The organism is Vreelandella janggokensis (assembly GCF_031451615.1).
GTDB classification, from domain to species: Bacteria; Pseudomonadota; Gammaproteobacteria; order Pseudomonadales; family Halomonadaceae; genus Vreelandella; species Vreelandella janggokensis.
Genome location: NZ_JARWAJ010000005.1, coordinates 74399 through 97630, shown reverse-complemented (window position 1 = coordinate 97630; position 23232 = coordinate 74399). Strand labels below are relative to the sequence as shown.

At 59.3% G+C, this 23232-nt stretch carries 21 protein-coding genes and 1 tRNA gene; 18 read left to right on the top strand and 4 right to left on the bottom strand.

Features of this window, described 5'->3' with window-relative positions; genetic code table 11:
• The first annotated feature begins 306 nt into the window (after positions 1 to 306).
• The 4 genes from QC816_RS14120 (at position 307) to QC816_RS14105 (ending at position 6176) form a co-directional block, all read left to right on the top strand.
• Positions 307 to 1212: a helix-turn-helix domain-containing protein gene (locus tag QC816_RS14120; protein WP_309782911.1), complete on the top strand. Its 906-nt coding sequence runs from the start codon at positions 307 to 309 to the stop codon at positions 1210 to 1212.
• A gap of 121 nt (positions 1213 to 1333) precedes the next feature.
• Complete coding sequence (locus tag QC816_RS14115) at positions 1334 to 3025, top strand: VRR-NUC domain-containing protein (protein ID WP_309782909.1); 1692 nt, start codon at positions 1334 to 1336, stop codon at positions 3023 to 3025.
• Positions 3022 to 5346 carry an ATP-dependent DNA helicase gene (locus QC816_RS14110; protein ID WP_309782908.1) on the top strand — a complete coding sequence of 775 codons (2325 nt, stop codon included), beginning with the start codon at positions 3022 to 3024 and terminating at the stop codon, positions 5344 to 5346. The genes QC816_RS14115 and QC816_RS14110 overlap by 4 nt, the downstream gene beginning before the upstream one ends.
• A 47-nt stretch (positions 5347 to 5393) precedes the next feature.
• The gene (locus tag QC816_RS14105; protein ID WP_085917703.1) at positions 5394 to 6176 is read left to right on the top strand and encodes a sulfite exporter TauE/SafE family protein; all 783 of its coding nucleotides are present in this window, start codon (positions 5394 to 5396) and stop codon (positions 6174 to 6176) included.
• Positions 6177 to 6272: 96 nt separating this feature from the next.
• On the opposite strand, the gene QC816_RS14100 is transcribed toward QC816_RS14105, so the two are convergent.
• Positions 6273 to 6349: transfer RNA gene (locus QC816_RS14100), tRNA-Pro, on the bottom strand.
• A gap of 86 nt (positions 6350 to 6435) precedes the next feature.
• Positions 6436 to 7440 carry an octaprenyl diphosphate synthase gene (gene ispB, locus QC816_RS14095; protein ID WP_085917667.1) on the bottom strand — a complete coding sequence of 335 codons (1005 nt, stop codon included), beginning with the start codon at positions 7438 to 7440 and terminating at the stop codon, positions 6436 to 6438.
• Between the two features lie 296 nt (positions 7441 to 7736).
• On the opposite strand from ispB, the gene rplU reads away from it, so the two are divergent.
• The 4 genes from rplU to proB all read left to right on the top strand — a co-directional run bounded on the left by rplU (position 7737) and on the right by proB (position 10882).
• On the top strand, positions 7737 to 8048 hold the full coding sequence (gene rplU, locus QC816_RS14090) for a 50S ribosomal protein L21 (protein WP_027337601.1): 312 nt from the start codon (positions 7737 to 7739) through the stop codon (positions 8046 to 8048).
• A gap of 31 nt (positions 8049 to 8079) precedes the next feature.
• Positions 8080 to 8337, top strand: coding sequence for a 50S ribosomal protein L27 (gene rpmA, locus QC816_RS14085; protein WP_085917668.1), 258 nt, complete (start codon positions 8080 to 8082; stop codon positions 8335 to 8337).
• A 176-nt stretch (positions 8338 to 8513) separates the two neighbouring features.
• Positions 8514 to 9701, top strand: a complete 1188-nt coding sequence (gene cgtA / locus QC816_RS14080) for an Obg family GTPase CgtA (RefSeq protein WP_066316227.1) — start codon at positions 8514 to 8516, stop codon at positions 9699 to 9701.
• A gap of 41 nt (positions 9702 to 9742) precedes the next feature.
• Positions 9743 to 10882: a glutamate 5-kinase gene (gene proB / locus QC816_RS14075; RefSeq protein WP_199284488.1), complete on the top strand. Its 1140-nt coding sequence runs from the start codon at positions 9743 to 9745 to the stop codon at positions 10880 to 10882.
• On the opposite strand, the gene QC816_RS14070 is transcribed toward proB, so the two are convergent.
• Positions 10879 to 11904 carry a DUF1853 family protein gene (locus QC816_RS14070; protein ID WP_422823749.1) on the bottom strand — a complete coding sequence of 342 codons (1026 nt, stop codon included), beginning with the start codon at positions 11902 to 11904 and terminating at the stop codon, positions 10879 to 10881. The genes proB and QC816_RS14070 overlap by 4 nt on opposite strands.
• Before the next feature lie 193 nt (positions 11905 to 12097).
• Positions 12098 to 12574: a PepSY domain-containing protein gene (locus tag QC816_RS14065; RefSeq protein ID WP_085917671.1), complete on the bottom strand. Its 477-nt coding sequence runs from the start codon at positions 12572 to 12574 to the stop codon at positions 12098 to 12100.
• Positions 12575 to 12712: 138 nt separating this feature from the next.
• Between QC816_RS14065 and QC816_RS14060 the strand changes: the two genes are divergently transcribed.
• The 10 genes from QC816_RS14060 to QC816_RS14015 all read left to right on the top strand — a co-directional run bounded on the left by QC816_RS14060 (position 12713) and on the right by QC816_RS14015 (position 23231).
• Positions 12713 to 13093 carry a PepSY domain-containing protein gene (locus QC816_RS14060; protein WP_139839341.1) on the top strand — a complete coding sequence of 127 codons (381 nt, stop codon included), beginning with the start codon at positions 12713 to 12715 and terminating at the stop codon, positions 13091 to 13093.
• Positions 13094 to 13116: 23 nt separating this feature from the next.
• Positions 13117 to 13791, top strand: a complete 675-nt coding sequence (locus QC816_RS14055) for a response regulator transcription factor (protein WP_230447747.1) — start codon at positions 13117 to 13119, stop codon at positions 13789 to 13791.
• Positions 13788 to 15167 (top strand): sensor histidine kinase, encoded by a 1380-nt coding sequence (locus tag QC816_RS14050; RefSeq protein ID WP_309782898.1) that lies wholly within the window; start codon positions 13788 to 13790, stop codon positions 15165 to 15167. Before QC816_RS14055 ends, QC816_RS14050 begins: the two co-directional genes overlap by 4 nt.
• A gap of 38 nt (positions 15168 to 15205) precedes the next feature.
• A complete protein-coding gene (locus QC816_RS14045; protein ID WP_309782897.1) occupies positions 15206 to 17134 on the top strand; it encodes a metallophosphoesterase family protein in 1929 nt (642 codons plus the stop codon).
• A 105-nt stretch (positions 17135 to 17239) separates the two neighbouring features.
• Positions 17240 to 18997, top strand: a complete 1758-nt coding sequence (locus QC816_RS14040) for a bifunctional diguanylate cyclase/phosphodiesterase (RefSeq protein ID WP_309782895.1) — start codon at positions 17240 to 17242, stop codon at positions 18995 to 18997.
• A 110-nt stretch (positions 18998 to 19107) separates the two neighbouring features.
• Positions 19108 to 20073 carry a phosphate/phosphite/phosphonate ABC transporter substrate-binding protein gene (phnD, locus tag QC816_RS14035; protein ID WP_085917675.1) on the top strand — a complete coding sequence of 322 codons (966 nt, stop codon included), beginning with the start codon at positions 19108 to 19110 and terminating at the stop codon, positions 20071 to 20073.
• Positions 20074 to 20148: 75 nt separating this feature from the next.
• Positions 20149 to 20991: a phosphonate ABC transporter ATP-binding protein gene (gene phnC / locus QC816_RS14030; protein WP_309782892.1), complete on the top strand. Its 843-nt coding sequence runs from the start codon at positions 20149 to 20151 to the stop codon at positions 20989 to 20991.
• Positions 20988 to 21821, top strand: coding sequence for a phosphonate ABC transporter, permease protein PhnE (gene phnE / locus QC816_RS14025; RefSeq protein ID WP_264825347.1), 834 nt, complete (start codon positions 20988 to 20990; stop codon positions 21819 to 21821). Before phnC ends, phnE (QC816_RS14025) begins: the two co-directional genes overlap by 4 nt.
• 47 nt (positions 21822 to 21868) lie before the next feature.
• Positions 21869 to 22684 carry a phosphonate ABC transporter, permease protein PhnE gene (gene phnE / locus QC816_RS14020; protein WP_199284495.1) on the top strand — a complete coding sequence of 272 codons (816 nt, stop codon included), beginning with the start codon at positions 21869 to 21871 and terminating at the stop codon, positions 22682 to 22684.
• 67 nt (positions 22685 to 22751) lie between these two features.
• Positions 22752 to 23231, top strand: coding sequence for a C40 family peptidase (locus tag QC816_RS14015; RefSeq protein ID WP_085917679.1), 480 nt, complete (start codon positions 22752 to 22754; stop codon positions 23229 to 23231).
• The last annotated feature ends 1 nt before the right edge of the window (position 23232 follow it).

The window sequence follows — 23232 nt, the reverse complement described above, 5'->3', positions numbered from 1 at the left end:
TTCAGTGGTCTAGCCAACCTCGCCAGGGACTTGCAAGAAATCTACGCGTCAAGCTGAAAAAGAGACTAGGCTGTAATTTTCATGGGAATGATACTTTTTTGCAGAGTTTCACGGAGTAGTAGGTAACTGTCTGTTTTAAAAAATATTTTCCGTGATGTTTAGGGACAGCTTTTGTAAAGAAGAAAGACTTTGTTATGACCAAAGTATAAAAGGCCAGCGGCTCACTTTAATTCAGGATGGTGAGTAATCAGGTATGGGCGTCTTTGTCCAGACATCGCTTCTAACGAAAAGAGGCACTGATAAACGATGATGACTTCGCATCTTACCGATACGCCTCTTGGTGCGCCGGTTTTCGAGTGCATCAGTCAGGATCCAAAATTCAGTTTCTACTGGCATTGTCATGATTTCCCCGCTCCGCTTGCTCGCTGGAATTATCATCCCGAATACGAGCTGCATCTCATCCGTTATTCGGCTGGGCATTATTTCGTAGGGGATTATATTGGCCGCTTCGAACCGGGTAATTTAGTGCTGGTGGGACCGAATATTCCGCACGCATGGTTTAGCGAGCTCGATGAGGTGCAGCCGGTGATTAAGGGCCGTGATGTTGTCCTCCAGTTCAAGGGCGAATGGCTGGAACACATGATGGCGCTCTGCCCGGAGCTCAACTGCCTGTCGACACTCATTGAAGACTCAGCCTTGGGAGTAGAATTCACGGGAGAAGAGGCGGCACGCTGTGCCGAGCTGCTTGTCGGGATGGGCGAGCAGGATAATGCCGGCAGGCTACTGACCATGTTGTCCATTCTGCGCAGTCTAGCGCAGAGTGAATACCATACCCTGGCCGGGCGTGGGTACGGCATGGAAGCCAAGGGGGCCTCCTCCGCACAGGTCGATGCCGTACTGCGTTATATTCACGACCACTTCCATGAAGAGCTTCGCATGTCGACACTGGCCGAAAGCAATGGCATGACGCCTTCCACCTTTTCGCGTTTTTTTAAGCACGCCACCGGTGATACCTTCGTTGCCTTTCTCAGGCGGATCCGCATCGGTCATGCCTGTCGGCTATTACTTGAAGGCAGGCAGTCCATCGCCGATATATGCTTCGAGGTTGGTTATAACAACCTCTCCAATTTCAACCGTCACTTTCGTGAGCTAAAGGGCATGACACCAAGGCAGTACCAGCAGAACACGGCCGACCTTGTGCCGAAAGAATGACAGTAACGAGTTATTAAGCTTGAGTAGTCAGGGCTTGCAGACTGGCAACTGACATAGTTCTGCTTAATCTCCATGACGGCGAGACTGTCACAAAATGGCGTCGCACTGTTATAATGGATAAATGAACAGTGCTTTCGCGACACCGACCGCCTCCCTCGATGACCCCTTCTATTACCTGACGAACTTTCGCTTCGTTTTGACCTGGGTGGGGGAGCGCCACGCTGATCTGCTCGCGGCAGACGAACTCGCTTTTCTTGAACAGTTTGAACGTTTGCCCCAGGCTTCCCAAGCGCTGCTGGTGCGTATGGTGATGCGCAAGGGCGAGCTGTTCCGGCTTGGCAAACTCAGCTATGCCGAGATCGGCGACAGCGCAACGGCGGTGGCGCCCTTGATGTCGCTAGGTTGGGTCGATAGCGACCCGGCGCTTAGTGTCGATGAGGTGTTTCACCAGCTACGCTTGGCCGAACTGCGCCAGGCGTTGGCAGCGGAGATACGCGCAGCCGGGGTCAGTGTCTCTAGCGCCAAAACCGTGCTCTACGACACGCTGGCAAGCGCGTTCAATGAACCCAAGCGGTTATCCCAATGGTGGCCCGGGGCAAACGATACAGTTCTGCGGCTAACGGTCATGGAAACCTGCGACCGTCTGCGGCTGATGTTCTTTGGTAACCTGCGCCAGGACTGGGCTGAGTTCGTGTTGACGGAGCTCGGCCTCCAGCATTTTGAGGTTGTGCCGTTCACGCCACACTCCCGCGCTTTCCAATCGCGTCATGAAGTGGATACCTACCTGGTGCTCCATCATTTGCGCCAACGTCTTGATGAGGGCGAGTTGCCCGCTGATCTTTACCGTGAAGTACCATCGACCTCGGATAACCGCTGGTTGGCCACGCGGCGCGCTCGGTTACTGCTGCAACTGGGCCGCGAGGCTGAGCGCAGCGGTGACTCTGCGCTTGCGCTGACACTCTATGGCGATGCAGACAGTAGCGAAGCGCGCATTCGACAGCTACGTGTGTTGGAGCGAGCGGGAGAACATCAAGCGGCTTTTGAACGGGCGACCCAGGCGTTGGATAGCAGCCCTAACGAGACCGAACATCAAGCCCTGGCACGGCTGCTGCCCCGTTTGCAGCGGCGGCTTAAAATGCCTGTTGTACCGAGTGAGCCAGAGCCCGCCCATGAGCGTTGGGATCTAGTATTGCCCGGGCCACAAGGTGTGGAGCGCGCTGTGGTTCAAGCACTTAGCGAGCCCCAGGCACCGGTCTACTATGTGGAAAACAGTCTGATCACCGGGCTGTTTGGCCTGCTCTGCTGGTCCGCTATATTTGCACCGTTGCCCGGCGCCTTCTTTCATCCCTTTCATAACGGCCCCGCGGATTTATACCGCGACGATTTTGTGGCGCGTCGGCGTGACGCCTTCGATGCCTGCCTGGCGCGGCTGGAAGACGGCAGCTACCGCGAGGTGATTCAGGCGACCTGGCGGGAGAAGTTTGGTCTGGCATCGCCCTTTGTCCACTGGCCAATTGTCGATGAGGCGCTGGTCGAGCTGGCACTCGAGTGTATTCCCGCAGAGCATCTGCGCGCCTGTTTCGAACGACTGCTGGGGGATCTCAAGGCCAACCGCGCCGGGCTGCCGGATCTGATTCAGTTGATGCCCGATGCACCCGAGGGCACGCCGCGCTACCGGATGATCGAAGTCAAGGGCCCCGGCGACCGGCTGCAGGATAATCAGCGTCGCTGGCTAACCTTCTTCCACCGTCACGAGATCCCCGCCGCGGTATGTTACGTCTGCTGGGCGGATAGCGCCGAGCCAATGCCATGAGCGCGACCTATCGGGTGGCAGTGCGGGCGCTCTGCGATTTCACCGCCCGCGAAGGCGATCTCGACCACCGCTTTACCCCTGCGCCCAGTGCCCAGGAAGGCATACAAGGGCATACGCTGGTGGCCAGCCGCCGCGGGGCGGACTATATCGCTGAACTGCCGCTGTCAGGCACCTTTGCGGGGCTGACGGTGACAGGCCGCGCCGATGGTTTTGACCCTGCGGCCAACCGCCTGGAAGAAGTCAAAACCCACCGCGGCAGCCTGGAGCGCATGGCCGATAACCAGCGGGCGCTGCACTGGGCGCAGGTGAAAGTCTACGGCGCGCTGCTCTGCAAAGAGCGCGGTCTGGAGCACATCACCTTGACGCTGGTGTACCTGGAAATCGCCAGTGGCCAGGAGACCTTGCTTAACCAGGAGGCGTCCGCTAGCGAGTTGCAGGCGTTTTTTACCGCCCAGTGCCAACGCTTTCTCGCCTGGGCGGAGCAGGAGGCCGACCATCGCCAGCGCCGCGACAGCCGCCTGCAAACGCTACGTTTTCCTCACAGCACGTTTCGTCCCGGCCAGCGCGAGCTCGCTGAAGACGTCTATAAAGCCACCGGCACCGGGCGCTGCCTGCTCGTTCAGGCACCCACGGGCATTGGCAAGACCGTGGCAACGCTGTTCCCCATGCTCTCGGCCATGCCGCGTCAGCAACTCGACCGCATCGCCTTTCTGACCATGAAGACCCCCGGCCGCCGTTTGGCGCTGGATGCGCTCGCCACGCTGCGCGCTGGCCAGGGCGAGGAAGCCCAGCCGCTGCGGGTCCTGGAACTGGTGGCCCGGGACAAGGCCTGCGAATACCCTGACCGCGCCTGCCACGGCGAGTCGTGCCCGTTGGCGGCGGGCTTTTACGACCGCCTGCCTGCGGCGCGACAAGCGGCAGTCGAGCAAGCGTGGCTGGATCGCGACGCGCTGCGTGAAGTGGCGCTGGCCCATGACGTTTGCCCCTACTATTTAGGCCAGGAACTGGCGCGCTGGACAGATGTGGTGGTCGGCGACGTTAATCACTGGTTCGACAACCACGCGCTGCTGCACGGCCTGGCTCAGGCCAATGACTGGCGGACGGGCGTACTGGTCGATGAAGCGCATAATCTGGTGGAGCGCGCCCGCGGCATGTACAGCGCCGAACTCGACCAGCAGCGTCTTAACCGGTTGCGCCGCGCCGCGCCGACAGCGCTTTCACGGCCTTTGAATCGTTTAGCCCGCCAGTGGCAGGCATTGTTTAAAGACTCATTGCTTAATGACAAGTCACTGAAAGACGCGGGGCTGGATGCGGTAGGCGAACTGGGTAAGCCAGCCTATCGGCTGCTCACGACGCTGCCTGACAAGCTGGTGGCCGCCGCTCAGCAGGCGGGGGCTTCGGTGACCGATCACCTGGGTGAGCACCCTGAAGACGCCAGTCTGGAACTCCAGGAACTGCTGTTCGAAGCGCTGGCGTTCTGCCGCCTTGCAGAGCGTTTTGGCGAGCACTCGCTGTGTGATCTTACCCGCTATGGGCGAGGGCGGGCGGTGCTGGGACTCCGCAACCTGATACCCGCCGATTTTCTGGCCCCGCGCTTTAACGCCGCGCACTCAGTGGTGCTGTTCTCGGCAACGCTCACCCCTGGTCACTACTATCGAGACCTTCTCGGCTTGCCGGAAAAGACCGTCTGGCGCGAAGTGGCATCGCCGTTTGCCGCCCGCCAGCTTGAGGTACGCATAAGACGCGATATTTCCACCCGTTTTCGTGACCGGGACGCCTCCATCGAGCCCATCGTCGCCACCATGGCGCAGCAGTATCAGCGCAGGCCAGGCCACTACCTGGCGTTCTTCAGCAGCTTTGCCTACCTGGCGGCAGCGCTGGCACGGTTCCGCGAAGCGCACCCGGATGTGCCCGTGTTTAGCCAAACCCGCGGGATGCCTGAGGCCGAACGCGAGGCGTTTCTGGCGCGCTTTACACCCGGTGGAAAAGGCATCGGCTTTGCGGTGCTGGGCGGTGCCTTCGCGGAGGGCATCGACCTGCCCGGCGACCGGCTGATTGGCGCCTTTATTGCGACCCTGGGCCTGCCGCCGTTTAACGACTTCAACGAAGCGCTGAAAGCGCGTTTGGGCGCGCGCTTTGGCCAGGGTGACGACTACACCTACCGTATTCCCGGCATGATCAAAGTGGTGCAGGCCGCTGGCCGGGTGATTCGCAGTCCAGATGATGAAGGCGTTGTGGTATTAATGGATGATCGTTTCGCGCAAGCTAATGTACGTGCGCTGCTGCCCTCCTGGTGGACGGTGGAGACCTTTTCTCAATAACGATGCCCCATAACGGCTTTCAAAAACGACGATGGTTAGGCGAACCCATGACGGATCTACTCTGGTATCAGTATGCATTGATCGGGCTAATTTTTGCCTGGAGCGGTTTTGTCAGGACGAGTCTCGGTTTCGGCGGTGCCGTACTGGCGCTGCCATTTCTGCTTTTGGTGGTGAACGAGCCCCTTGTCTTCCTGCCGATTATTGCCATTCACCTGCTGATCTTCTCCAGTTGGATTGCCTGGCGCGGGCATCGTCAAGTGCAGCAAGAGGGGGGAGCCGGCGCCGCGCCGGCGAGTAATATCGATTGGGGCTACCTGGCCAAGGCCTTGAAGATCATGATTATCCCCAAGCTCATCGGGGTGGTGGGGCTGTTGACGCTGCCGGCTAACGTGATGACCAGCATCATCTTCGGCATCGTGATCATCTATGCCATTGGCTACGTGCTTAACAAGCCGTTCAAGAGCAAGAACAAATATGTGGACTATGTGCTGCTGGCGCTGGGCGGCTATGTCAGCGGTACCTCACTGATCGGTGCGCCGCTGATCGTGGCGGTGTTTGCCACGCACGTCGCCAAGGAACAGCTGCGGGATACCCTCTTTGTGCTGTGGTTTATCCTGGTGGTGATCAAGATGGTGTCGTTCGTCATCGCAGGCGTCGACCTGCAACTGATTCACCAGCTGTGGCTGCTGCCCTGCGCTTTTATTGGCCATTTGCTCGGCGAGAAAGCCCATCGCTATATGCTCAAAGCGGACACCGGGCTGTTCTTTCGTGTGTTGGGGGCCGTGCTGATTCTGGTCAGCGTTGTGGGGTTGATTCACCCGCCGGGGTGACGCGCACCTCCCCAAATAGGCGGTTCGCTACCCTGCACGCCAACAAAAAACGGCCACTTGCTGTAATAGCTAAGTGGCCGTTTTCATGGAAATTTTTGGTCGGAATAGCAGGATTCGAACCTACGACCTCTGCCTCCCGAAGGCAGCGCTCTACCAAGCTGAGCTATATTCCGATGCGTTGCCGTATGGTGCGACAACGGAGAGGCATAATACGTAGCCAGGCGGTTTTTTTCAAGTCTTGCCAGGGCTGAAAACGCAATTATGTTTGCCGGTCAACCGCCAGGCGAGCGAGCTCTGCCATCGTGTCGCGATAGGGGCTGGGGGGCAGAGCGTCAAGCTGGGAAAGGGCTTTATCGGCCATTTCTTCGGCCCGCGTACGGGTGTAGGTCAGAGCGCCGGTCGCGTGAACAATGTCGAGTACCGCGTCGAGTTGCTCGAGCCCGCCCTGGCGGATGACCTGGCGAATCAGCTTGGCCTGTTCGGGGGTGCCTTGTTCCATGGCACGGATCAGCGGCAGGGTCGGTTTGCCTTCGGCCAGGTCGTCGCCGACATTCTTGCCCATGGCCTCGGCGTCGCCCTGGTAATCCAGCAGGTCATCAATTAGTTGAAACGCCAATCCCAGATAACGCCCGTAGTGCTGCAGCGCCTGTTCCTGATCGGGGGTCGCTTCAGCAAGCACCGCGCCGCTGTGGGAAGCGGCTTCGAACAGCATGGCGGTCTTGCCGAGAATCGTATCGAAGTAGTCGTCTTCTGAAACGCTGGGATTGCCGATATTGGTCAGCTGCTGAACTTCGCCTTCGGCGATGACGCAGGTGGCACCGGAAAGAATCGCCATGATGCGCATCGAGCCGACGTCGACCATCATCTGAAACGAGCGCGCGTATAGGAAGTCGCCAACGAGTACGGATGGCGCATTGCCCCAGGCGTCGTTGGCGGTTTTCTTGCCCCGCCGCATGTGCGATTCATCGACCACGTCGTCGTGCAGCAGCGTCGAGGTGTGCATGAACTCGATCAGCGTGGCCAGCGGGATATGCTTATCGCCGGTGTAACCCAGTGAACGTGCCGCCAGCAACGCCAGCAGTGGCCGCAAGCGCTTGCCGCCACTCTCGGTGATGTACTGGCCGATGGTTTCGACCAGCGGCACCTTGGAATTGAGCTGGGCGACGATGGTCCGGTTAACGGCATCGAAGTCATCCGCCACCACGGCGTGCAGCGGTGAGGGCGTGGAGCTGGCAGGCTGGACTGATGAGACGTTAGCGGTCATGGAATGTTCGTCGCGGCAGATGGAGGCGGCATATGCCGCGCTAAGTTGAGGCCATGCTATGGGGCTCTCCGTTAGGCGTCAAGGCGCCTGCGGGTGTGTGATACCCTATCATCTGTAATGGTGCAATAGGCCTTGTAGCAAAACGCAATCATCGTTATAATCCGCGACCCACTCATCATGCTCCCTGTCAGATGGCTGCCAAAAGGGGCGCCACTCGCCGCAGGTCGACAAGAGCGATTTTTGATGAGCGCCGTTTTCGGTGATCAAAGCGGCAATATTGACGTCCGGAGAGAGACATGTACGCAGTTATTAAAAGCGGTGGCAAGCAGTACCGCGTTCAGGAAGGCCAGACCCTCAAGCTTGAAAAGATCGAAGTCGCCACTGGCGAGACGATCGAGTTTGACCAAGTGCTGCTGGTAGCCGACGGTGACGACGTTAATGTCGGCGCACCGCTGGTCGGCGGTGCGAAAGTGTCTGCCGAGGTGGTTTCCCACGGCCGCGGTGATAAGGTGACGATCATCAAGTTCCGTCGCCGTAAGCACAGCATGAAGCGCCAGGGCCACCGCCAGTGGTTTACTGAAGTCAAAATTACCGGAATTTCCGCGTAAGCGGCCAATTCCCCTTTAGGAGGATTTTGCAATGGCACATAAAAAGGCAGCCGGCTCCACGCGTAACGGTCGCGATTCCGAGTCCAAACGCTTAGGGGTGAAACTCTTTGGTGGCCAGGCAGCGAGCGCAGGCAGCATCATTGTTCGTCAGCGCGGCACGCGTTTCCACGCCGGCACCGGCGTTGGCCTGGGTCGTGACCACACGCTCTTCGCTCTGAACGAAGGCTTTGTGAAGTTCGAGACCAAGGGTCCGCACAACCGCAAGTTTGTTAGCATCGTTTCTGAGTAAACGGCTAGCGTTGCGCTCGTAACGTCGACAAAGCGTTGCGAGAAAAAAGCCCCGCCATGGCGGGGCTTTTTTGTCGGTTAACCCCTTTTCCAATACACTTTTCCATCATGTTGGTGGAATCAAAGATTGGAAAACGTAACGCATATGAGGGCGGCGAAAGCGGCCGGGAGAAACCAATGCAGTTCGTCGATGAAGCCTCCATCATTGTTGAGGCGGGAAAAGGCGGCAATGGCTGTCTCAGCTTTCGCCGCGAAAAATACGTGCCCAAAGGCGGCCCTGATGGGGGCGACGGCGGCCACGGCGGCAGCGTTTACCTGATTGGTGACGATGCGCTGAATACGCTGATCGACTTCAAGTACCAGCGCTTCTACAAAGCCGAAAACGGTCAGGGCGGTATGGGCCGCCAGATGAGCGGCAAGGCCGGTGAAGACCTGCACGTCAAAGTGCCCGTGGGAACGACGGTGATCGACGAGGATACCCTCGAAGTGATTGCCGATGTGACCGAGATCGGTCAGGTCGTGCTGGTCGCCGAAGGCGGTCGCCGTGGGTTGGGTAATATCCACTTCAAGTCATCCACCAACCGTGCGCCCCGGCGGACCACACCGGGCACCGAGGGGGATCGCCGCAACCTGCGCTTTGAAATGAAAGTCATGGCGGATGTGGGGTTGCTGGGCATGCCCAATGCGGGCAAGTCGACGCTGATTCGCTCCGTATCGGCAGCCAAGCCCAAGGTGGCCAACTACCCCTTTACCACCCTGGTGCCCAACCTGGGCGTGGTGAAGCTGGGCATGCACGAGCACTTCGTCATGGCCGACGTGCCGGGCCTGATCGAAGGCGCGTCCGATGGCGCGGGGCTTGGGTTGCGCTTTTTGAAGCACCTGACCCGTACAAGGCTGCTGTTTCATGTGGTCGACGTGGCGCCGTTCGATGAATCTGACCCGGTCGAGGCGGCCAAAGCGATCGTACACGAACTGGGCCAGTTCTCACCGGCGCTTTCCGAGCGCCCCCGCTGGCTGGTCCTGAACAAGTTCGACCTGCTGCATGAAGAAGAGCGCGAGGCGCGCGCCCAGGCGATTATCGATGCGCTGAACTGGCAAGGGCCGGTGTTCCGCATTTCGGCGATCAGCAGCGACGGCACCGACAAACTGGTGCAGGCGGCCTATCGTTGGCTCACCGAACAGCAGCGCCTGGAACACGAAGACGAGGAAGCCCATGCCCGGGAGCAGGAAATGCGTCGGCGCATGGAGGAAGAGTCCGTGGCCCGCACCGAAGCGCGACTCGGCCGCAAGCGCAAACGCGACGACGAAGATGACGACGACTTCGATGATGATGATTACGATGTGGATGTCGAATACGCGCCTTGAGGGCTAAAGGCGCAGGGTTGGCCAAAAGGGAGAAGAGCGACGTGGCAAGCAATGAGTCGGTGCTGGGTAGAGCGGCGTTGAGCAGGGCTCGTCGCGTCGTGGTCAAGCTGGGCAGCGCGCTGCTGACCAATGACGGTCGTGGCCTGGATGAAGTGGCGATTGGCCGTTGGGTCGATCAAGTTGCGGCCCTGCACCAGCGGGGCATCGAGGTCGTCCTGGTGTCATCGGGTGCCGTCGCGGCGGGCATGGTGCGCCTTGGCTGGCAGGCCCGCCCCAGCGCGGTGCACGAACTCCAGGCCGCGGCGGCGGTGGGGCAAAACGGTCTGACCCAGTGTTACGAGCAGCACTTCGCCCGCCACGGTGTGCTGACCGCGCAGATCCTGCTGACCCACGACGACCTTTCCAACCGCAAGCGTTACCTGAACGCGCTATCCGCATTGCGCACCCTGGTGGAAATGCGCGTCGTCCCGGTGGTCAACGAAAACGACACCGTGGTCACCGATGAGATTCGCTTTGGCGATAACGACACCCTTGGCGCCCTGGTCGCCAACCTGCTCGAAGCCGATGCCCTGCTGCTGCTGACTGACCAGGAAGGCTTGTTCGACGCTGATCCCCGCCACGTACCCACCGCACAGCTGATTGGTGAGGCCCGGGCCGACGACCCGCGCCTGGCGGCCGTTGCGGGTAGTGGCGGGTCGCTGGGGCGGGGCGGCATGACCACCAAGGTGCGCGCCGCTCAATTGGCGGCCCGATCCGGTGCGGTCACGGTAATCGCCAGTGGTCGGCAGCCCGATGTCATCACCCGGGTTATGGCGGGCGAGGCGCTGGGCACGTTGCTGCGCCCGGAGCAAGCCCCCATCGCAGCACGTAAACGCTGGTTGGCGGGGCAACTCCAGGTGCGCGGCACGCTGGTGCTGGACCCTGGCGCGGTCAAGGTGCTGCGCGATAAAGGCTCCAGCCTGCTGGCCGTTGGCGTGCGCACCGTCCAGGGCAGCTTCAAGCGCGGCGATATGGTGGCCTGTGTCGATGAGCAAGGCACGACCGTGGCGAAAGGCTTGGTCAACTACGGGGCCGACGAAGCCCGTCAGCTAGCGGGTAAGCCAAGCCATCAAATTGAAGCCATCCTTGGCTACGTGGAGGCTCACGAGTTGATTCACCGCGATAATCTGGTGGTGGTTTAACGCGGTTGCAAACGCGGTGGCAAAGGTACCTGACGCGGCCAGTTGTCGGGCACGATAAACAGCCGCTCGCAGCGCTGGGTTGACGGCAGATACATCATGACCTGCTGCGGCTGATACCGGGCCATCGCCAATAGCGGTATCAGTGATTCTGACGCTGGTTTGAAGGCGTCAAACGTTGGCGGCGCCAACCAGTGCGGTTTTTCGAGCCAGGCCACCAGAAAATCAGCGGGTAGGGTAGAGGCAAGCGCTGGCCAGTCGCTGACGTGGCACCAGCGTCCTCTGCGGTGTGCAGTAGTGGCACCCTCAGGCGATGGCATGGGCGCGTGCCATGGATAAAACAGCACGCCCGGCATGGCCAGCCGCTGGGTGAGCTGCCCGCCCAGGCCTGTTTCTGTATATCCTGTATCCCGAGGGGCTAGCCAATGGCCGAGTGTTTCCTGTGCGGGTATTGTGGAAGAAAGTGGCAACTGATGACGCTGCAAATGGCAGTATTTCAGAGCCAGGCTGTCCAGACCGCCCGGGCCTATCCAGCGGCTCTGGCTGGTGGCTTCTCCAGGCCCTTCAGGTAACCCGAGATAAAACTTGATCGCCACTTCCAGATGCACCGGAGCAGGTTGATCCCGCCTGCGGTAGAGCATGTCCAGTTCGCCCAAGGTAATGCGCTTGCGGGTAATCCGCACGTTATGAGCCAGCAGGCACGTATTGGGCGCGCGGTCCAGCAGCCAATGCCATAGCTTTTCGTGATAGTGCCCCATGCGGCTCGACTGGCGGCCATGGCGGGCCAGCTCAGGGATTGCCAAACCATTCAGCCAGGCTTCCAGGGCGTCACTCAGCCCCAGCTCGGACTGGCTAGGGCGGCCTGAAAATGGACTGGAGGGCGGGAACGCCACGATATCCGGTGTCACGACCAGCCAGGCGAGGTCACGCAATATTGCTTCATGATGTGCCGACGTCACACCTTCCAGGTAGTTAGGCGGCTTCAAGCGTTGTTCTCGGGCTGGCGTGGTCTGGCGTTCAGGCAATGGCTGATCATGGCAGAATTCCCAGGGCAAGCGGGGGTATAAAGCGTCATTATCACGGCCGTTGGTAACACGCTTACTGCTGATATGGAAGAGGCCGTCTCTGCAGGTATTTCATCAGGCATTAATCTGTGGCAGGGGCCTAGAACGCAAACGGGCTCCCCACTGGAAGCCCGTGAAGCGACACAGTTAACGATCAGTCGCGGTCCATCTGGGTGATATCGTAGGAACCCTGGCGGACGCTGATTTCCAGTTCACGACCGTTTTCATCGCGCCCTTCAATCTCGATAACGCCGCTTTCGTCGATATCCATGTCTTCAAACTCGACCATACCTTCCTGGCTGGCGACGTTCAGCGCCTGGCGAATATCGTCTTCGCTCATGCCCCAGGCACCGGTAATTAGCCGTTCGCGTTTTTCTTCCAGCGTTTCGCCGTCATCGATTGAAAAGCTGACATCGGCGTACCACTCATCGTCGAGCCAGCCTTCGACTTCTGCGCGGCCACGACTATTGATGCTGACTTCTTCAAAATGCGTAAAGCCATAATCATTGGCGTGGGTCAGCACATCGTCAATCCGGTCCATCGCCAGAGAGTCCGCCTGGGCTGTGCCCACCGCTGCTGTAAGCAGTAACGCAGAGCCCGGGATGATCAGCATTTTTTTCATCGTATTCATGGTTAATTCCTTCTTTCCATTCGAGGTGGTAAACGGCATTCGGCGAATGCGACAGTGACGTTATACCCCCACTATGCTTTCCTTAAGCTGACAAAGCGGTTCATCTAGCGTTCATGTTGACTTTGGCATGGTGTGACAATGAAACATGTGACCTCCCTCCTGACAACGCGGCCATGCCGTGATACGCCGCCTGCACTGCGCCGCATGATGCTGGTGGGGATAATGGTGCTTGGCCTGGTCACGGGGCAGGCGTCTTCTGATTCCTCGTGGGAGACGCTTCACGGGGAGGTCAGCGAGGGTGAGGTGGTATCTCTGGAAACCATTCTCGATTGGTTGGAGGCTCATTATATCGGCGAGGTACTGGAAGTTGAGGTCGAGCGTGAAGGTAGCTACGTCGAGTATGAAATCAAGCTGCTGGGTCCGCAAAACCAGGTGGTAGAGTTTGAATTTGATGGTCAGACCGGGCAGCTTATGGAGATGGAAGGCGTCAGGATCAACGACATGCGCCGCACGGAATAGAAGGCAGAAACAGTGGTGAGCCGATGAAGTGTTTGTTGGTAGAGGATGACCAGGCGTTAGCCCGCGAACTTGGCCAGGCATTACGCGATGGTGACTGGCTGGTAGAGCATGCGTTCAACGGTCAGGAAGCCGACTTTCTGGTGCGCACCGAAGCGTACGACAGCTTGATTCTGGACGTTGGACTGCCCGACGGTGACGGCATCCGTTGGCTGGCGGCATGGCGCGAAGACGGCATTGATCTGCCGGTACTGATTTTAACCGCGCGTGAACGTTGGGCCGATAAAGCGGCCGGTTTTTCCGCTGGCGCCGACGACTATGTCACCAAGCCGTTTGAATCCGCTGAGGTCCTGTTTCGCCTGCGTGCGCTGGTTCGCCGCAGCCACGGGCACGCCCACCCGGTGCTCAGGATGGGAGAGTTAAGCCTGGATACCCATACCCAGCACGTGGCGCTAGCGGGCCGCCCCGTATCGCTGACCGCCCAGGAAACGCGACTGTTGAGCTATTTGATGCACGCCGCGCCCCGGGTGGTGAGCCGCACCGAGCTGTCCGAACATGTCTACGACCGTGACCATGAACCCGATTCCAACGTCATTGATGTTCAGGTCAGCCGATTACGACGCAAGTTGGGCGCATGGCGTATTGTCACCCAGCGCGGCCAGGGCTACCGCCTGTTGGCCGAGCAGCCGGCGGCGGGATGATGCCCTGGCCATATTGGCAGGGCCGCATTGCGCGTCGCTCAATCGCCAGCCGTCTATTAGTGGCGACCCTGGTGATCGTCATCGTCGGGCTGCCTTTAGCGGGGTTCTTGCTGTCCCATCACTACCGTGAGTCGGCGACGCAGGCCTTCGATGATCGCCTGGAAGCCTTGCTCAATGTGGTCATCGCCGGGGTCGCCTTTGACCGTGTCGAGCAGCGACTGATCTTTGATCGCGATCTGGGTGATCCGCGTTTCGATCAGGTTTACTCCGGCTGGTATTGGCAGATGACCGACGGTCAGCAGCACACGCTCACCTCGCGCTCGCTATGGGATCAGCGCCTGCCGACCCATGACGGCAACACGCTCATTGCCCGAACCGTGAACGGTCCCCGGGCAAGTTCGCTGCGCCTGGTCGAGCGCGATATACAGCTGGCACCGCTCGAGCAGCCGCTGCATATCAGCGTTGCGGCAGAAAACCAGGCATTGATGGACAATGTGCGCCAGTTTCAGCAGTGGTTATGGGGCGGTTTAGTCGGCTTGGGCACGCTGCTGATGACGGTGCTGGCGTTACAGATTCGCTGGGGGCTGGCGCCGTTGCGGCGTATGCGAGCCAACCTGCGCGAGGTGGAAAACGGCGAGGCCAAGCAACTGGATACCCGGCTGCCCGATGAGTTGGCCGGCCTGGCCACCACCATGAACGCCGTACTGGCCCGTGACCAACGCTTGATAGAACGTGGTCGCCATGCCGCTGGCAATCTGGCCCACGCGCTGAAGACGCCGCTCAGTGTGATGCGTCTGCTGGCCCGTCAGGCACCGGCCGAGCAGCAGAGCGCCTGGGAAGCGGAGCTGACGCGCATCGACAGCGCCGTGCGCCACCATCTGGCACGCGCCTCGGCGGCCGGTGAGGGCGGTAGGGTGGCGCCCGTGTCGCTCAATGAAGCCCTGGCGCCGCTGATAAACGGACTGGCAAGGCTGGCCCAGCGCCGCGATATCCACCTTGAGCATACCCTGCCGCGCGATATGCAAGCGCACATGGATGCCCAGGATGCCCAGGAGATTGTCGGCAATATTCTGGATAACGCTCTGCGTTGGGCGAAGGGCGAGGTTATTCTGACCCTGGAGGCACATGGCGAACACCTCCAGCTGTGTGTCAGCGACGATGGCCCCGGAATGTCCCCAGCTGATTGCCAGGCAGCGCTGCAGCGGGGCAAACGGCTGGATGAGAAACGTTCGGGAAGTGGTTTGGGGCTTTCTATCGTTGCTGATCTGGTCGCTCTGTATCGTGGCGATATGCAACTTGAGCGGGCCGCTTTGGGCGGGTTGGCGGTCACCATCACGCTACCCGTCGTCGTGATTCGTCGCCCGGATAGCCGCTGAAAACGCGTCACGAACACCGAACAGGCAAGGAGCGATCCATGAACCACCACGCGGCAGTCCTCCCGGATGTATTGGTTGGCCCCATTCTGCGCCGCATCACCCCTTCACGGTGGGTGATGTGGTGCCTGACGTCGCGGCCGCTCACCATGTCCCTGGTGCTGCATCCCGACGGGCCGCGAGCACAGACGTATCCGCTCGCGGCTTATCAGCAATGCCTGCCTGTCGGGCAACATGCGTTTATCCATTTGATCGACGTGCCGTTGGCGAGCCCCTTGCCCCGCGATGAGCGCATTGCCTATGACCTGAAAGTGCAGCAGCGCGATGGTGGTTACCAGTCACTTCCTGAGTGGGCGCCGTGGTTATGCTACGACGGCCAGGACTACCCGGGGTTTGTGATTGCCTCGCGCCATCATCGCTTGATGCACGGCTCCTGCCGCAAGCCCCACCATGATAGCGCCGACGGTCTGGTGCGTGCTGACCAATGGTTGGCCGAGCGTCAGACGACGCCAGGCGAATGGCCCGCTTGGCTGCTGATGACCGGCGATCAGGTGTATGTGGATGACGTGGCAGGGCCGATGCTGCGCGCGATTCATGCCCTGACGGAACGCCTGGGGTTGGTCGATGAGTATCTGGAAGGGGCGACCATCAGTGACAGCCAGGCGCTCTATACGTCCCCCGACAGCTACTATCAGCGCAGCCAGTTACTACCGGATACCACCAGCAACGTGGCGCTTCGCGAACGCTTTTTTGGCGGCGTGAAAAAGCCCGTCTTTACCTCGGCCAATGCGCAGAATCATCTGATGACGCTGGGCGAAATGTTGGCCATGTATTGCCTGGTTTGGTCGCCCGTGGCATGGCAGGTTATTGCGCCCTCTCAGCCGTCACTGGGTGACAAGGACGACGCGCTTTATCAGCAGGAGCAGGGCGTGATCGAGGCGTTTGTGGCGGGTTTGCCTCAGTGTGCGCGCGCCATGGCGCATTTGCCCAGTCTGATGATCTTCGACGATCATGATGTAACCGACGACTGGAATCTGACCGCTGAATGGGAGCAAAGTGCCTACGGTCACCCGTTCTCGAAGCAGATTATCGGCAATGCCTTGATCGCTTACCTGCTTTGTCAGGGGTGGGGTAACGCGCCTGAAAAGCTCAACCCGCTGATTGACGAGACCAAGGCGATGCTCGAGTCGGTAGACAGCACCGGCTATCTCGCCAACGTGGCGCAAGACGGCCTGATTGACCGCCTGCTGGCGTTTCAGGGGTGGGCGTTTCAGGTCTCCGGCGAACCGCCATTGATCGTGCTGGACACCCGTACGCGCCGCTGGCGTAACGAGCGACACCCGCAGCGTCCTTCCGGGTTGATGGACTGGGAGGCGTTGATTGAAATGCAGCAGGCGTTGATCGGGGCGCCCAGCGCAGTGATCATTTCACCCGCGCCGATGTTTGGCGTCAAGCTGATCGAAGGTATCCAGAAGCTGTTTACCCTGGCTGGCAAACCGCTGATGGTCGACGCCGAAAACTGGATGGCGCATCGCGGGGCTGCGAACGTACTATTGCAGATTTGGCAGCATTCCAAAACGCCCGGCAACTACGTGATCCTGTCCGGCGATGTGCACTACTCCTTTGCCTACGACATCGTGGTGCGTCACCGCAAGCATGCGCCCAGGCTATGGCAGATCACTTCCAGCGGGGTCAAAAATACCTTTCCTGATTCGCTGTTGGACACCTTTGACCGGCTCAATCGCTGGCTGTATGCCCCCTGGTCACCGCTCAACTGGTTTACCAAGCGCCGCAAGCTGAGTGTTCACCCCCGTGATCCCGACCGTGCAAGTGCTGGCGAACGCCTCTGGAACGCCAGCGGTATCGGGCTAGTGACCCTCGACGAACTCGGCTGCCCGGTCGACATTCGCCAGTTGGACGCCAGCGGAGGAGAAGCCTGTTTTCCACCGCCCGATATACCGGCGCGTTAGGAGTTATAGCGTCTGTCATCATTTCGTCACGGTATTGGCCCAAGCTTATCTCATGGATAAAAACGCTAGGGATATCCGATTGTTATTTAATGTGACGAACAGGCAATGACCGCACAAGAAGCGCAATGGCTCAATCGCATCATTCATACAGAAGACTTGCAGGTCCTTTTTCAGCCCATTGTGGATGCCAGCCAGCAAGCCATCTATGGGTACGAGGCACTGGTTCGTGGGCCTCGCTCTTCTCCGCTTTATTCGCCGCTGCGGTTGTTTGAAGTCGCCACTCAGGCAGGGCTTCTGGTTGAGTTGGACCTGCTTTGCCGTCGCTTGGCCATACGACGCTTTGCCGAACTCGAGCTGCCTAGTCTACTATTTCTGAACGTCATGCCGCTCACCATCCTGGAACGTGATTTTCGCGAAGGATTGACGCTAGGCTTTATTCGCGAAAGCGGCCTTCCTCCAGAGCGCGTAGTGATCGAACTCACCGAGCACGTGCCCATTCATGATTACCAGTTGATGCGCCAGGCAGTGGATCACTATCGCGACATGGGCTTTCAAGTGGCCTTGGATGATCTCGGCGCGGGCCACTCAAGCCTGCGCCACTGGTCGGAACTGCGCCCGGACTTCGTCAAACTGGATCGCCACTTTATTTCGGGCATCGATCAGGAGGCCGCCAAGCGCGAGTTTCTACGCTCTATTCTGGATGTTGCGCGTAGTCTGGACTGCCAATTGATAGCGGAGGGCGTTGAAACCGCCGCTGAGCACCTGTGCCTGTGGGAGCTCGATCGTGGCCTGGCCTTGCTGCAAGGGTTTTATTTTGCCAGACCCAGCGCGGAGCCTCCGCTTCAGCTGCATATGCGGCTGCCTGCCGCTAAACCGCTGGCAAACCCAGCGGGACGAACGGCCCGTTCGATCTGTCAGGCGATTGAAGCGGTCACCCCTAGCTGTGCTGTTCTTACGCTGGCCGAGCGCTTTCGACAGCAGTCGAGTCTTCGCTGCGTAGCGGTGGTCGATGACGGCAGGCCAGTGGCCGTGGTGCGCCGTAATGCGTTTCTCACCTTGTTTACCAACCCCTACAGCCATGCGCTTTATGCCAAGCGGTGCGTGCTGGATGTCGCCGATACCAAGTCATTGATCACTAATGCCAGTACCCCGCTGGATATATTGAGTCAGCAACTGACGGATAGCCGCGATATCGAGCAGGAAGACTTTGTGATTGTCGATGAAAATAGCCACTACCTGGGCATGGGCAATATTGTCGACTTGCTGCGTGAAATTACTGCCATCCAGGTTCGCCAGGCGCGCCATGCCAACCCGCTTACCGGGTTGCCGGGCAATATCCTGATCAATGAAACCCTTGGCCGCTACCTGAATGCCGGTGAGGGGGTGGCCGCTGCTTACGTCGACCTGGATAATTTCAAGGCTTTTAACGACGCCTACGGCTATGCCCGGGGCGATCACATGATCATTGCGTTATCCCGGCTGCTGGAGGCTCAGGCCGATAGCGTCGGTGGCTTCATCGGCCATATCGGCGGGGATGATTTCATGCTGCTACTGCCGTTGGCGCATTGGGAAAAAGCCTGCCAGCAGATCCTGCATCATATGGAGCTGATGGCGCCGGGATTTTATGAAGAGGACGACCGCAAGCGTGGCGGAATCCACATCGAAAACCGGCAGGGGACAATCAGCTTCTTTCCGTTTGTCAGCGTCTCGATTGCCGTCAAGCCGATTCCACCCGTCGCCGACTGTAAGGCCCTGGATGTCGCTGCCGAACTCTCGGAGTTAAAGCAACAGGCCAAAAAAATTCCTGGCAACAGCCTGTTTGTCGAGCGACGTAGCCGCAACGCTGCCAGCTTGAAAGCGTAATGACACATTACGGTCGTCAAAACGTCACCAATGGGTCATCTGAATGTCCCGCCTCTGTCATCTGAGCGCGTCAGTATCGTTGTGTCTTCTAACAACGCATCAGGTGATCCATGCAGACGTTATCTCTTCCTCGTACCCTCATTAGCGCCGCCGTTGCCAGTGCCTTTGCCTTTTCAGCCGTGGCGGTTCAGGCCGATCTTTCCAGCCGCTATCAGGATGCGGACGGCGATCTGATGGCAGATGTCCCCAGCGATGACGCCCAGTGGGTAGACCCGGACACGCTGGTGTTTGCCTATACGCCGGTCGAAGATCCCGCTGTCTATGCCGATGTCTGGTCTGACTTCCTGGATCATTTGAGTGACGCCACAGGTAAAGAGGTGCAGTTCTTCCCGGTACAGTCCAACGCTGCCCAGCAGGAAGCCATGCGTGCGGGCCGTTTGCACGTCGCCGGTTTTAATACGGGTGGTGTGCCAGTAGCGGTCAACTGCGGTGGTTTCCGTCCGTTTGCCATGATGGCCGCCGAGGACGGCAGCTTTGGCTATGAAATGGAAATTATCACCTACCCGGGTAGCGGTATTGAGTCCGTTGAAGATTTGCAGGGCCGCCAACTGGCATTCACCTCCGAGACGTCCAACTCGGGCTTCCGTGCGCCTTCAGCGCTACTGCGTTCCGAATACGGCATGGAAGCGGGAGAAGATTTTGAGACAGCGTTCTCGGGTTCACATGACAACTCTGTTCTAGGCGTGGTCAACGAAGACTATGAGGCCGCGGCCATCGCCAACTCGGTAGCGCGTCGGATGCTGTCGCGTGGCGTCGTGGAAGAAGGTGATTACGATGTCATTTATACCTCGCAAACGTTCCCGACCACTGCCTACGGTACGGCCCATAACCTGGCACCCGAACTGGCGCAGGACATTCAGGACGCCTTCTTCAGCTATGACTGGGAAGGCACCGCCCTGGAGGAAGAATTCTCCAACTCCGGCGAAGCCCAGTTTATCCCCATTACCTATCAGGATAACTGGGAAGTGATTCGCACCATCGCTGATGCCAATGGGGTGACCTACGACTGCGACTGATCGCCAGGTGGACGTTGTTAACCGGCCAGGAAGGCTCCCCTTTCTGGCCGTTTCTTTATATGTTTGAGGTGGAAAATGTTGACACTAAGCGGCGTAGCCAAGCGCTACCCCACCGGCGATCGGGCGCTGGCCAATATAGAGTTAACCCTGCCCAAGGGACAGGTGATGGCGCTGATCGGGCCATCCGGCGCCGGTAAAAGCACCCTGATTCGCTGTGTTAACCGGCTGGTTGAGCCTACCCAGGGCAGCATTCGCCTGGAAAATACCGAAATTACCAAGCTTTCCGGCCACAAGCTGCGCCATGCGCGGCGTTCCATGGGCATGATTTTCCAGGAGTATGCCCTGGTTGATCGACTCACCGTGATGGAAAACGTGCTCTCAGGTCAGTTGGGTTACGTGGGTTTCTGGCGCAGCTTTCTGCGCCGCTACCCTCAGGAAGCGGTCGTGGAAGCGTTTCGGCTGTTGGAGCGGGTTGGCTTGACGCACGCCATCGATAAGCGTGCCGATGCGCTATCGGGCGGTCAGCGTCAGCGTGTGGGGATCGCCCGGGCCCTGTTGCAGAGCCCCAAGCTGCTGTTGGTCGATGAACCCACCGCCAGCCTTGACCCGAAAACCTCTCGCCAAATCATGCGCTTGATTCGTGAGCTGTGTGCCGAGCGTGACCTGGGGGCGATTATCAATATCCATGATGTGGCGCTGGCGAAGCAATTTGCCGACCGCATCGTCGGACTGCGGGCGGGGGAAATCGTCTTTGACGGTGACCCCAGTGAGCTCACCAGCGAGATTCTCACTACGATCTATGGCGAGGAGGACTGGGATACCACACCCGAACCAATGGATGACGAGGTTAGCGATGACCCGCCCGATACAGCCTCGTACAGCGCGGCCCCCGCAATGGCCGTCGGAGGCGCACGATGAACGAGCAGGCCGAGATGTTGACGGCGCGCCAGCAAGCGGCACACCGCGGCGAGTGGCGCCGGCTTCCACTGATCGCAAGCCCGCGATTGCGCTGGGGCATTGTCCTCGGAGTGGGGGTGTATCTTGTGTTGGCGCTCGCCTCGGTAGAGGTGGACTGGGAGCGCGTGGCTGAGGGGGCGGGCCGTGCGGTGAATTTTCTGGGCGCGTTTATGCAGCCCGATTTTGTCAGCCGTTACGACGATATCGTTGCGGGCTTGCTGGAAAGCTTGACCATGACGCTGACCTCCACGGTGATTGGGGTGCTGCTGGCGATACCCGTCGGGTTGGGGGGCGCGCGCAATATTTCGCCATTGCCGATTTACACAGTCTGCCGGGCGATCATTGCGGTGTCGCGCACTTTTCAGGAGGTCATCATCGCCATCCTGTTCGTGGTGATGTTCGGCTTTGGGCCTTTTGCCGGCATGATCACCCTGGCGTTTGCGACGATTGGTTTCATGGCCAAGCTGCTGGCCGAAGACATCGAGGACCTGGACTGGCGTCAGGTTGAGGCAGTGCGCGCCACGGGCGCCAACTGGTGGCAAACCATGAATCACGCGATTCAACCCCAGGTCATGCCACGTTTGATCGGGCTTTCCATGTACCGCCTGGATATCAACTTCCGCGAATCTTCGGTAATCGGGATTGTCGGGGCAGGAGGTATCGGCGCCACCTTGAACACCTCGCTGAGCCGCTACGAATACGATACCTCAGCGGCGATCCTGCTGATCATCATCGCCATCGTATTGCTGTGCGAGTACGCCTCGAGTCATGTCCGTCGCTGGACCCAGTAACCCCCTGAATCAGTCTTTTCTGAATCGATACTTTGTGGAGTAGTTGAATGCCCGTTTCCACCTCATCTCAGGGTCAGCCGGTCTGGCGGCGGCGTACGACCCGCGCGCAATGGCTCCAGTACCTGGCCTGGCTGGCAGGGGTCAGCCTGTTTCTGCTCTGCTGGAAGCTGATTTCCGACAATACCATGTGGGTGTTCGTCGACGACGCTGGCCGCCAGGGAGCCGATCTGATCAGCCGCATGACCCCACCCGAGTGGGGCTATGCCAATGTGCTATGGAAGCCCATGTGGGACACCCTGAACATTGCCACCCTGGGCACGGCGCTGGGCATTGTCATGGCCTTTCCAGTGGCGTTTCTGGCGGCTCGCAATACGACACCGCATCCGCTTATACGCAGCGCCGCGTTGGTGGTGATTGTGTCGTCACGCTCGATCAACTCGCTGATCTGGGCAATGTTGCTGGTCACCATCCTGGGTCCCGGCGTGCTGGCAGGGATTATTGCCATCGCTCTGCGTTCCATCGGCTTTGTGGGTAAGCTGCTCTACGAATCCATCGAAGAGATTCATCCCACGCCGGTCGAGGCGATCAGCGCGACCGGTGCGAGCCGTATGCAGGTAATGAACTATGGTGTGTTGCCCCAGGTCATGCCAGCATTTGCCGGTATCAGCGTTTACCGTTGGGATATCAATATCCGCGAATCGACTGTGCTGGGCCTGGTGGGGGCGGGCGGTATCGGTTTGCAGTTGAACGCTTCGATCAACAGCCTTGCCTGGGATCAGGTCAGCGTGATTTTCGTCATGATCTTTGCCACCGTACTGGTGTCGGAGTGGATATCCGCCCGGGTACGCCACGCGATTATCTAATCGATTTGGCAGCGTCTCGATCTTTGCGCCATGCTATAGACTAACCGGTCAAAGTAGAGATGCCTCCATGCCCTTCGCGCGCAGCTTGCCTATTGTAGGTTTGTTAATCCTCATGATGGTGTCAGGCTGCGCCAGTCACAAGACAGACCTGAATGAACGCCTTGACGAGGCTGAGGGCTTGTCCATGGAGCGTGCGTTGATTCTTTCCCATGCCCAGCAAGCGCTGGGCACTCCCTACCGCTTTGGCGGTAACTCACCCGACGGTCTGGACTGCTCCGGACTGGTCGAGATGGTCTATCAAGCGGCGGGGATCCGTGTGCCTCGTACCGCCGACCAGCAGTTTCGCCAACTGCCAACGGCGAATGCTCCGCGCCCGGGTGATCTGCTGTTTTTTGGTTCACGCCAGAAAGCCACTCACGTGGGCATTTACCGCGGGCAGGGGCAGATGATTCACGCCCCCGGCAGCGGCCGTGAAGTGGTGAGCGTGCCGCTGGATATCGACTACTGGCAGCAACGCTTTCTGGGTGCCGCAAGCCCCGCTCCGTGAG

Bases quoted from the DNA above. Each gene is read 5' to 3' on its own strand.
- QC816_RS14120 (WP_309782911.1), top strand. From the start codon at position 307: ATGATGACTTCGCATCTTACCGATACGCCTCTTGGTGCGCCGGTTTTC.
- QC816_RS14115 (WP_309782909.1), top strand. From the start codon at position 1,334: ATGAACAGTGCTTTCGCGACACCGACCGCCTCCCTCGATGACCCCTTC.
- QC816_RS14110 (WP_309782908.1), top strand. From the start codon at position 3,022: ATGAGCGCGACCTATCGGGTGGCAGTGCGGGCGCTCTGCGATTTCACC.
- QC816_RS14105 (WP_085917703.1), top strand. From the start codon at position 5,394: ATGACGGATCTACTCTGGTATCAGTATGCATTGATCGGGCTAATTTTT.
- ispB (WP_085917667.1), bottom strand. From the start codon at position 7,440: ATGACCGCTAACGTCTCATCAGTCCAGCCTGCCAGCTCCACGCCCTCA.
- rplU (WP_027337601.1), top strand. From the start codon at position 7,737: ATGTACGCAGTTATTAAAAGCGGTGGCAAGCAGTACCGCGTTCAGGAA.
- rpmA (WP_085917668.1), top strand. From the start codon at position 8,080: ATGGCACATAAAAAGGCAGCCGGCTCCACGCGTAACGGTCGCGATTCC.
- cgtA (WP_066316227.1), top strand. From the start codon at position 8,514: ATGCAGTTCGTCGATGAAGCCTCCATCATTGTTGAGGCGGGAAAAGGC.
- QC816_RS14065 (WP_085917671.1), bottom strand. From the start codon at position 12,574: ATGAATACGATGAAAAAAATGCTGATCATCCCGGGCTCTGCGTTACTG.
- QC816_RS14060 (WP_139839341.1), top strand. From the start codon at position 12,713: ATGAAACATGTGACCTCCCTCCTGACAACGCGGCCATGCCGTGATACG.
- QC816_RS14055 (WP_230447747.1), top strand. From the start codon at position 13,117: ATGAAGTGTTTGTTGGTAGAGGATGACCAGGCGTTAGCCCGCGAACTT.
- QC816_RS14050 (WP_309782898.1), top strand. From the start codon at position 13,788: ATGATGCCCTGGCCATATTGGCAGGGCCGCATTGCGCGTCGCTCAATC.
- QC816_RS14045 (WP_309782897.1), top strand. From the start codon at position 15,206: ATGAACCACCACGCGGCAGTCCTCCCGGATGTATTGGTTGGCCCCATT.
- QC816_RS14040 (WP_309782895.1), top strand. From the start codon at position 17,240: ATGACCGCACAAGAAGCGCAATGGCTCAATCGCATCATTCATACAGAA.
- phnD (WP_085917675.1), top strand. From the start codon at position 19,108: ATGCAGACGTTATCTCTTCCTCGTACCCTCATTAGCGCCGCCGTTGCC.
- phnC (WP_309782892.1), top strand. From the start codon at position 20,149: ATGTTGACACTAAGCGGCGTAGCCAAGCGCTACCCCACCGGCGATCGG.
- phnE (WP_264825347.1), top strand. From the start codon at position 20,988: ATGAACGAGCAGGCCGAGATGTTGACGGCGCGCCAGCAAGCGGCACAC.
- phnE (WP_199284495.1), top strand. From the start codon at position 21,869: ATGCCCGTTTCCACCTCATCTCAGGGTCAGCCGGTCTGGCGGCGGCGT.
- QC816_RS14015 (WP_085917679.1), top strand. From the start codon at position 22,752: ATGCCCTTCGCGCGCAGCTTGCCTATTGTAGGTTTGTTAATCCTCATG.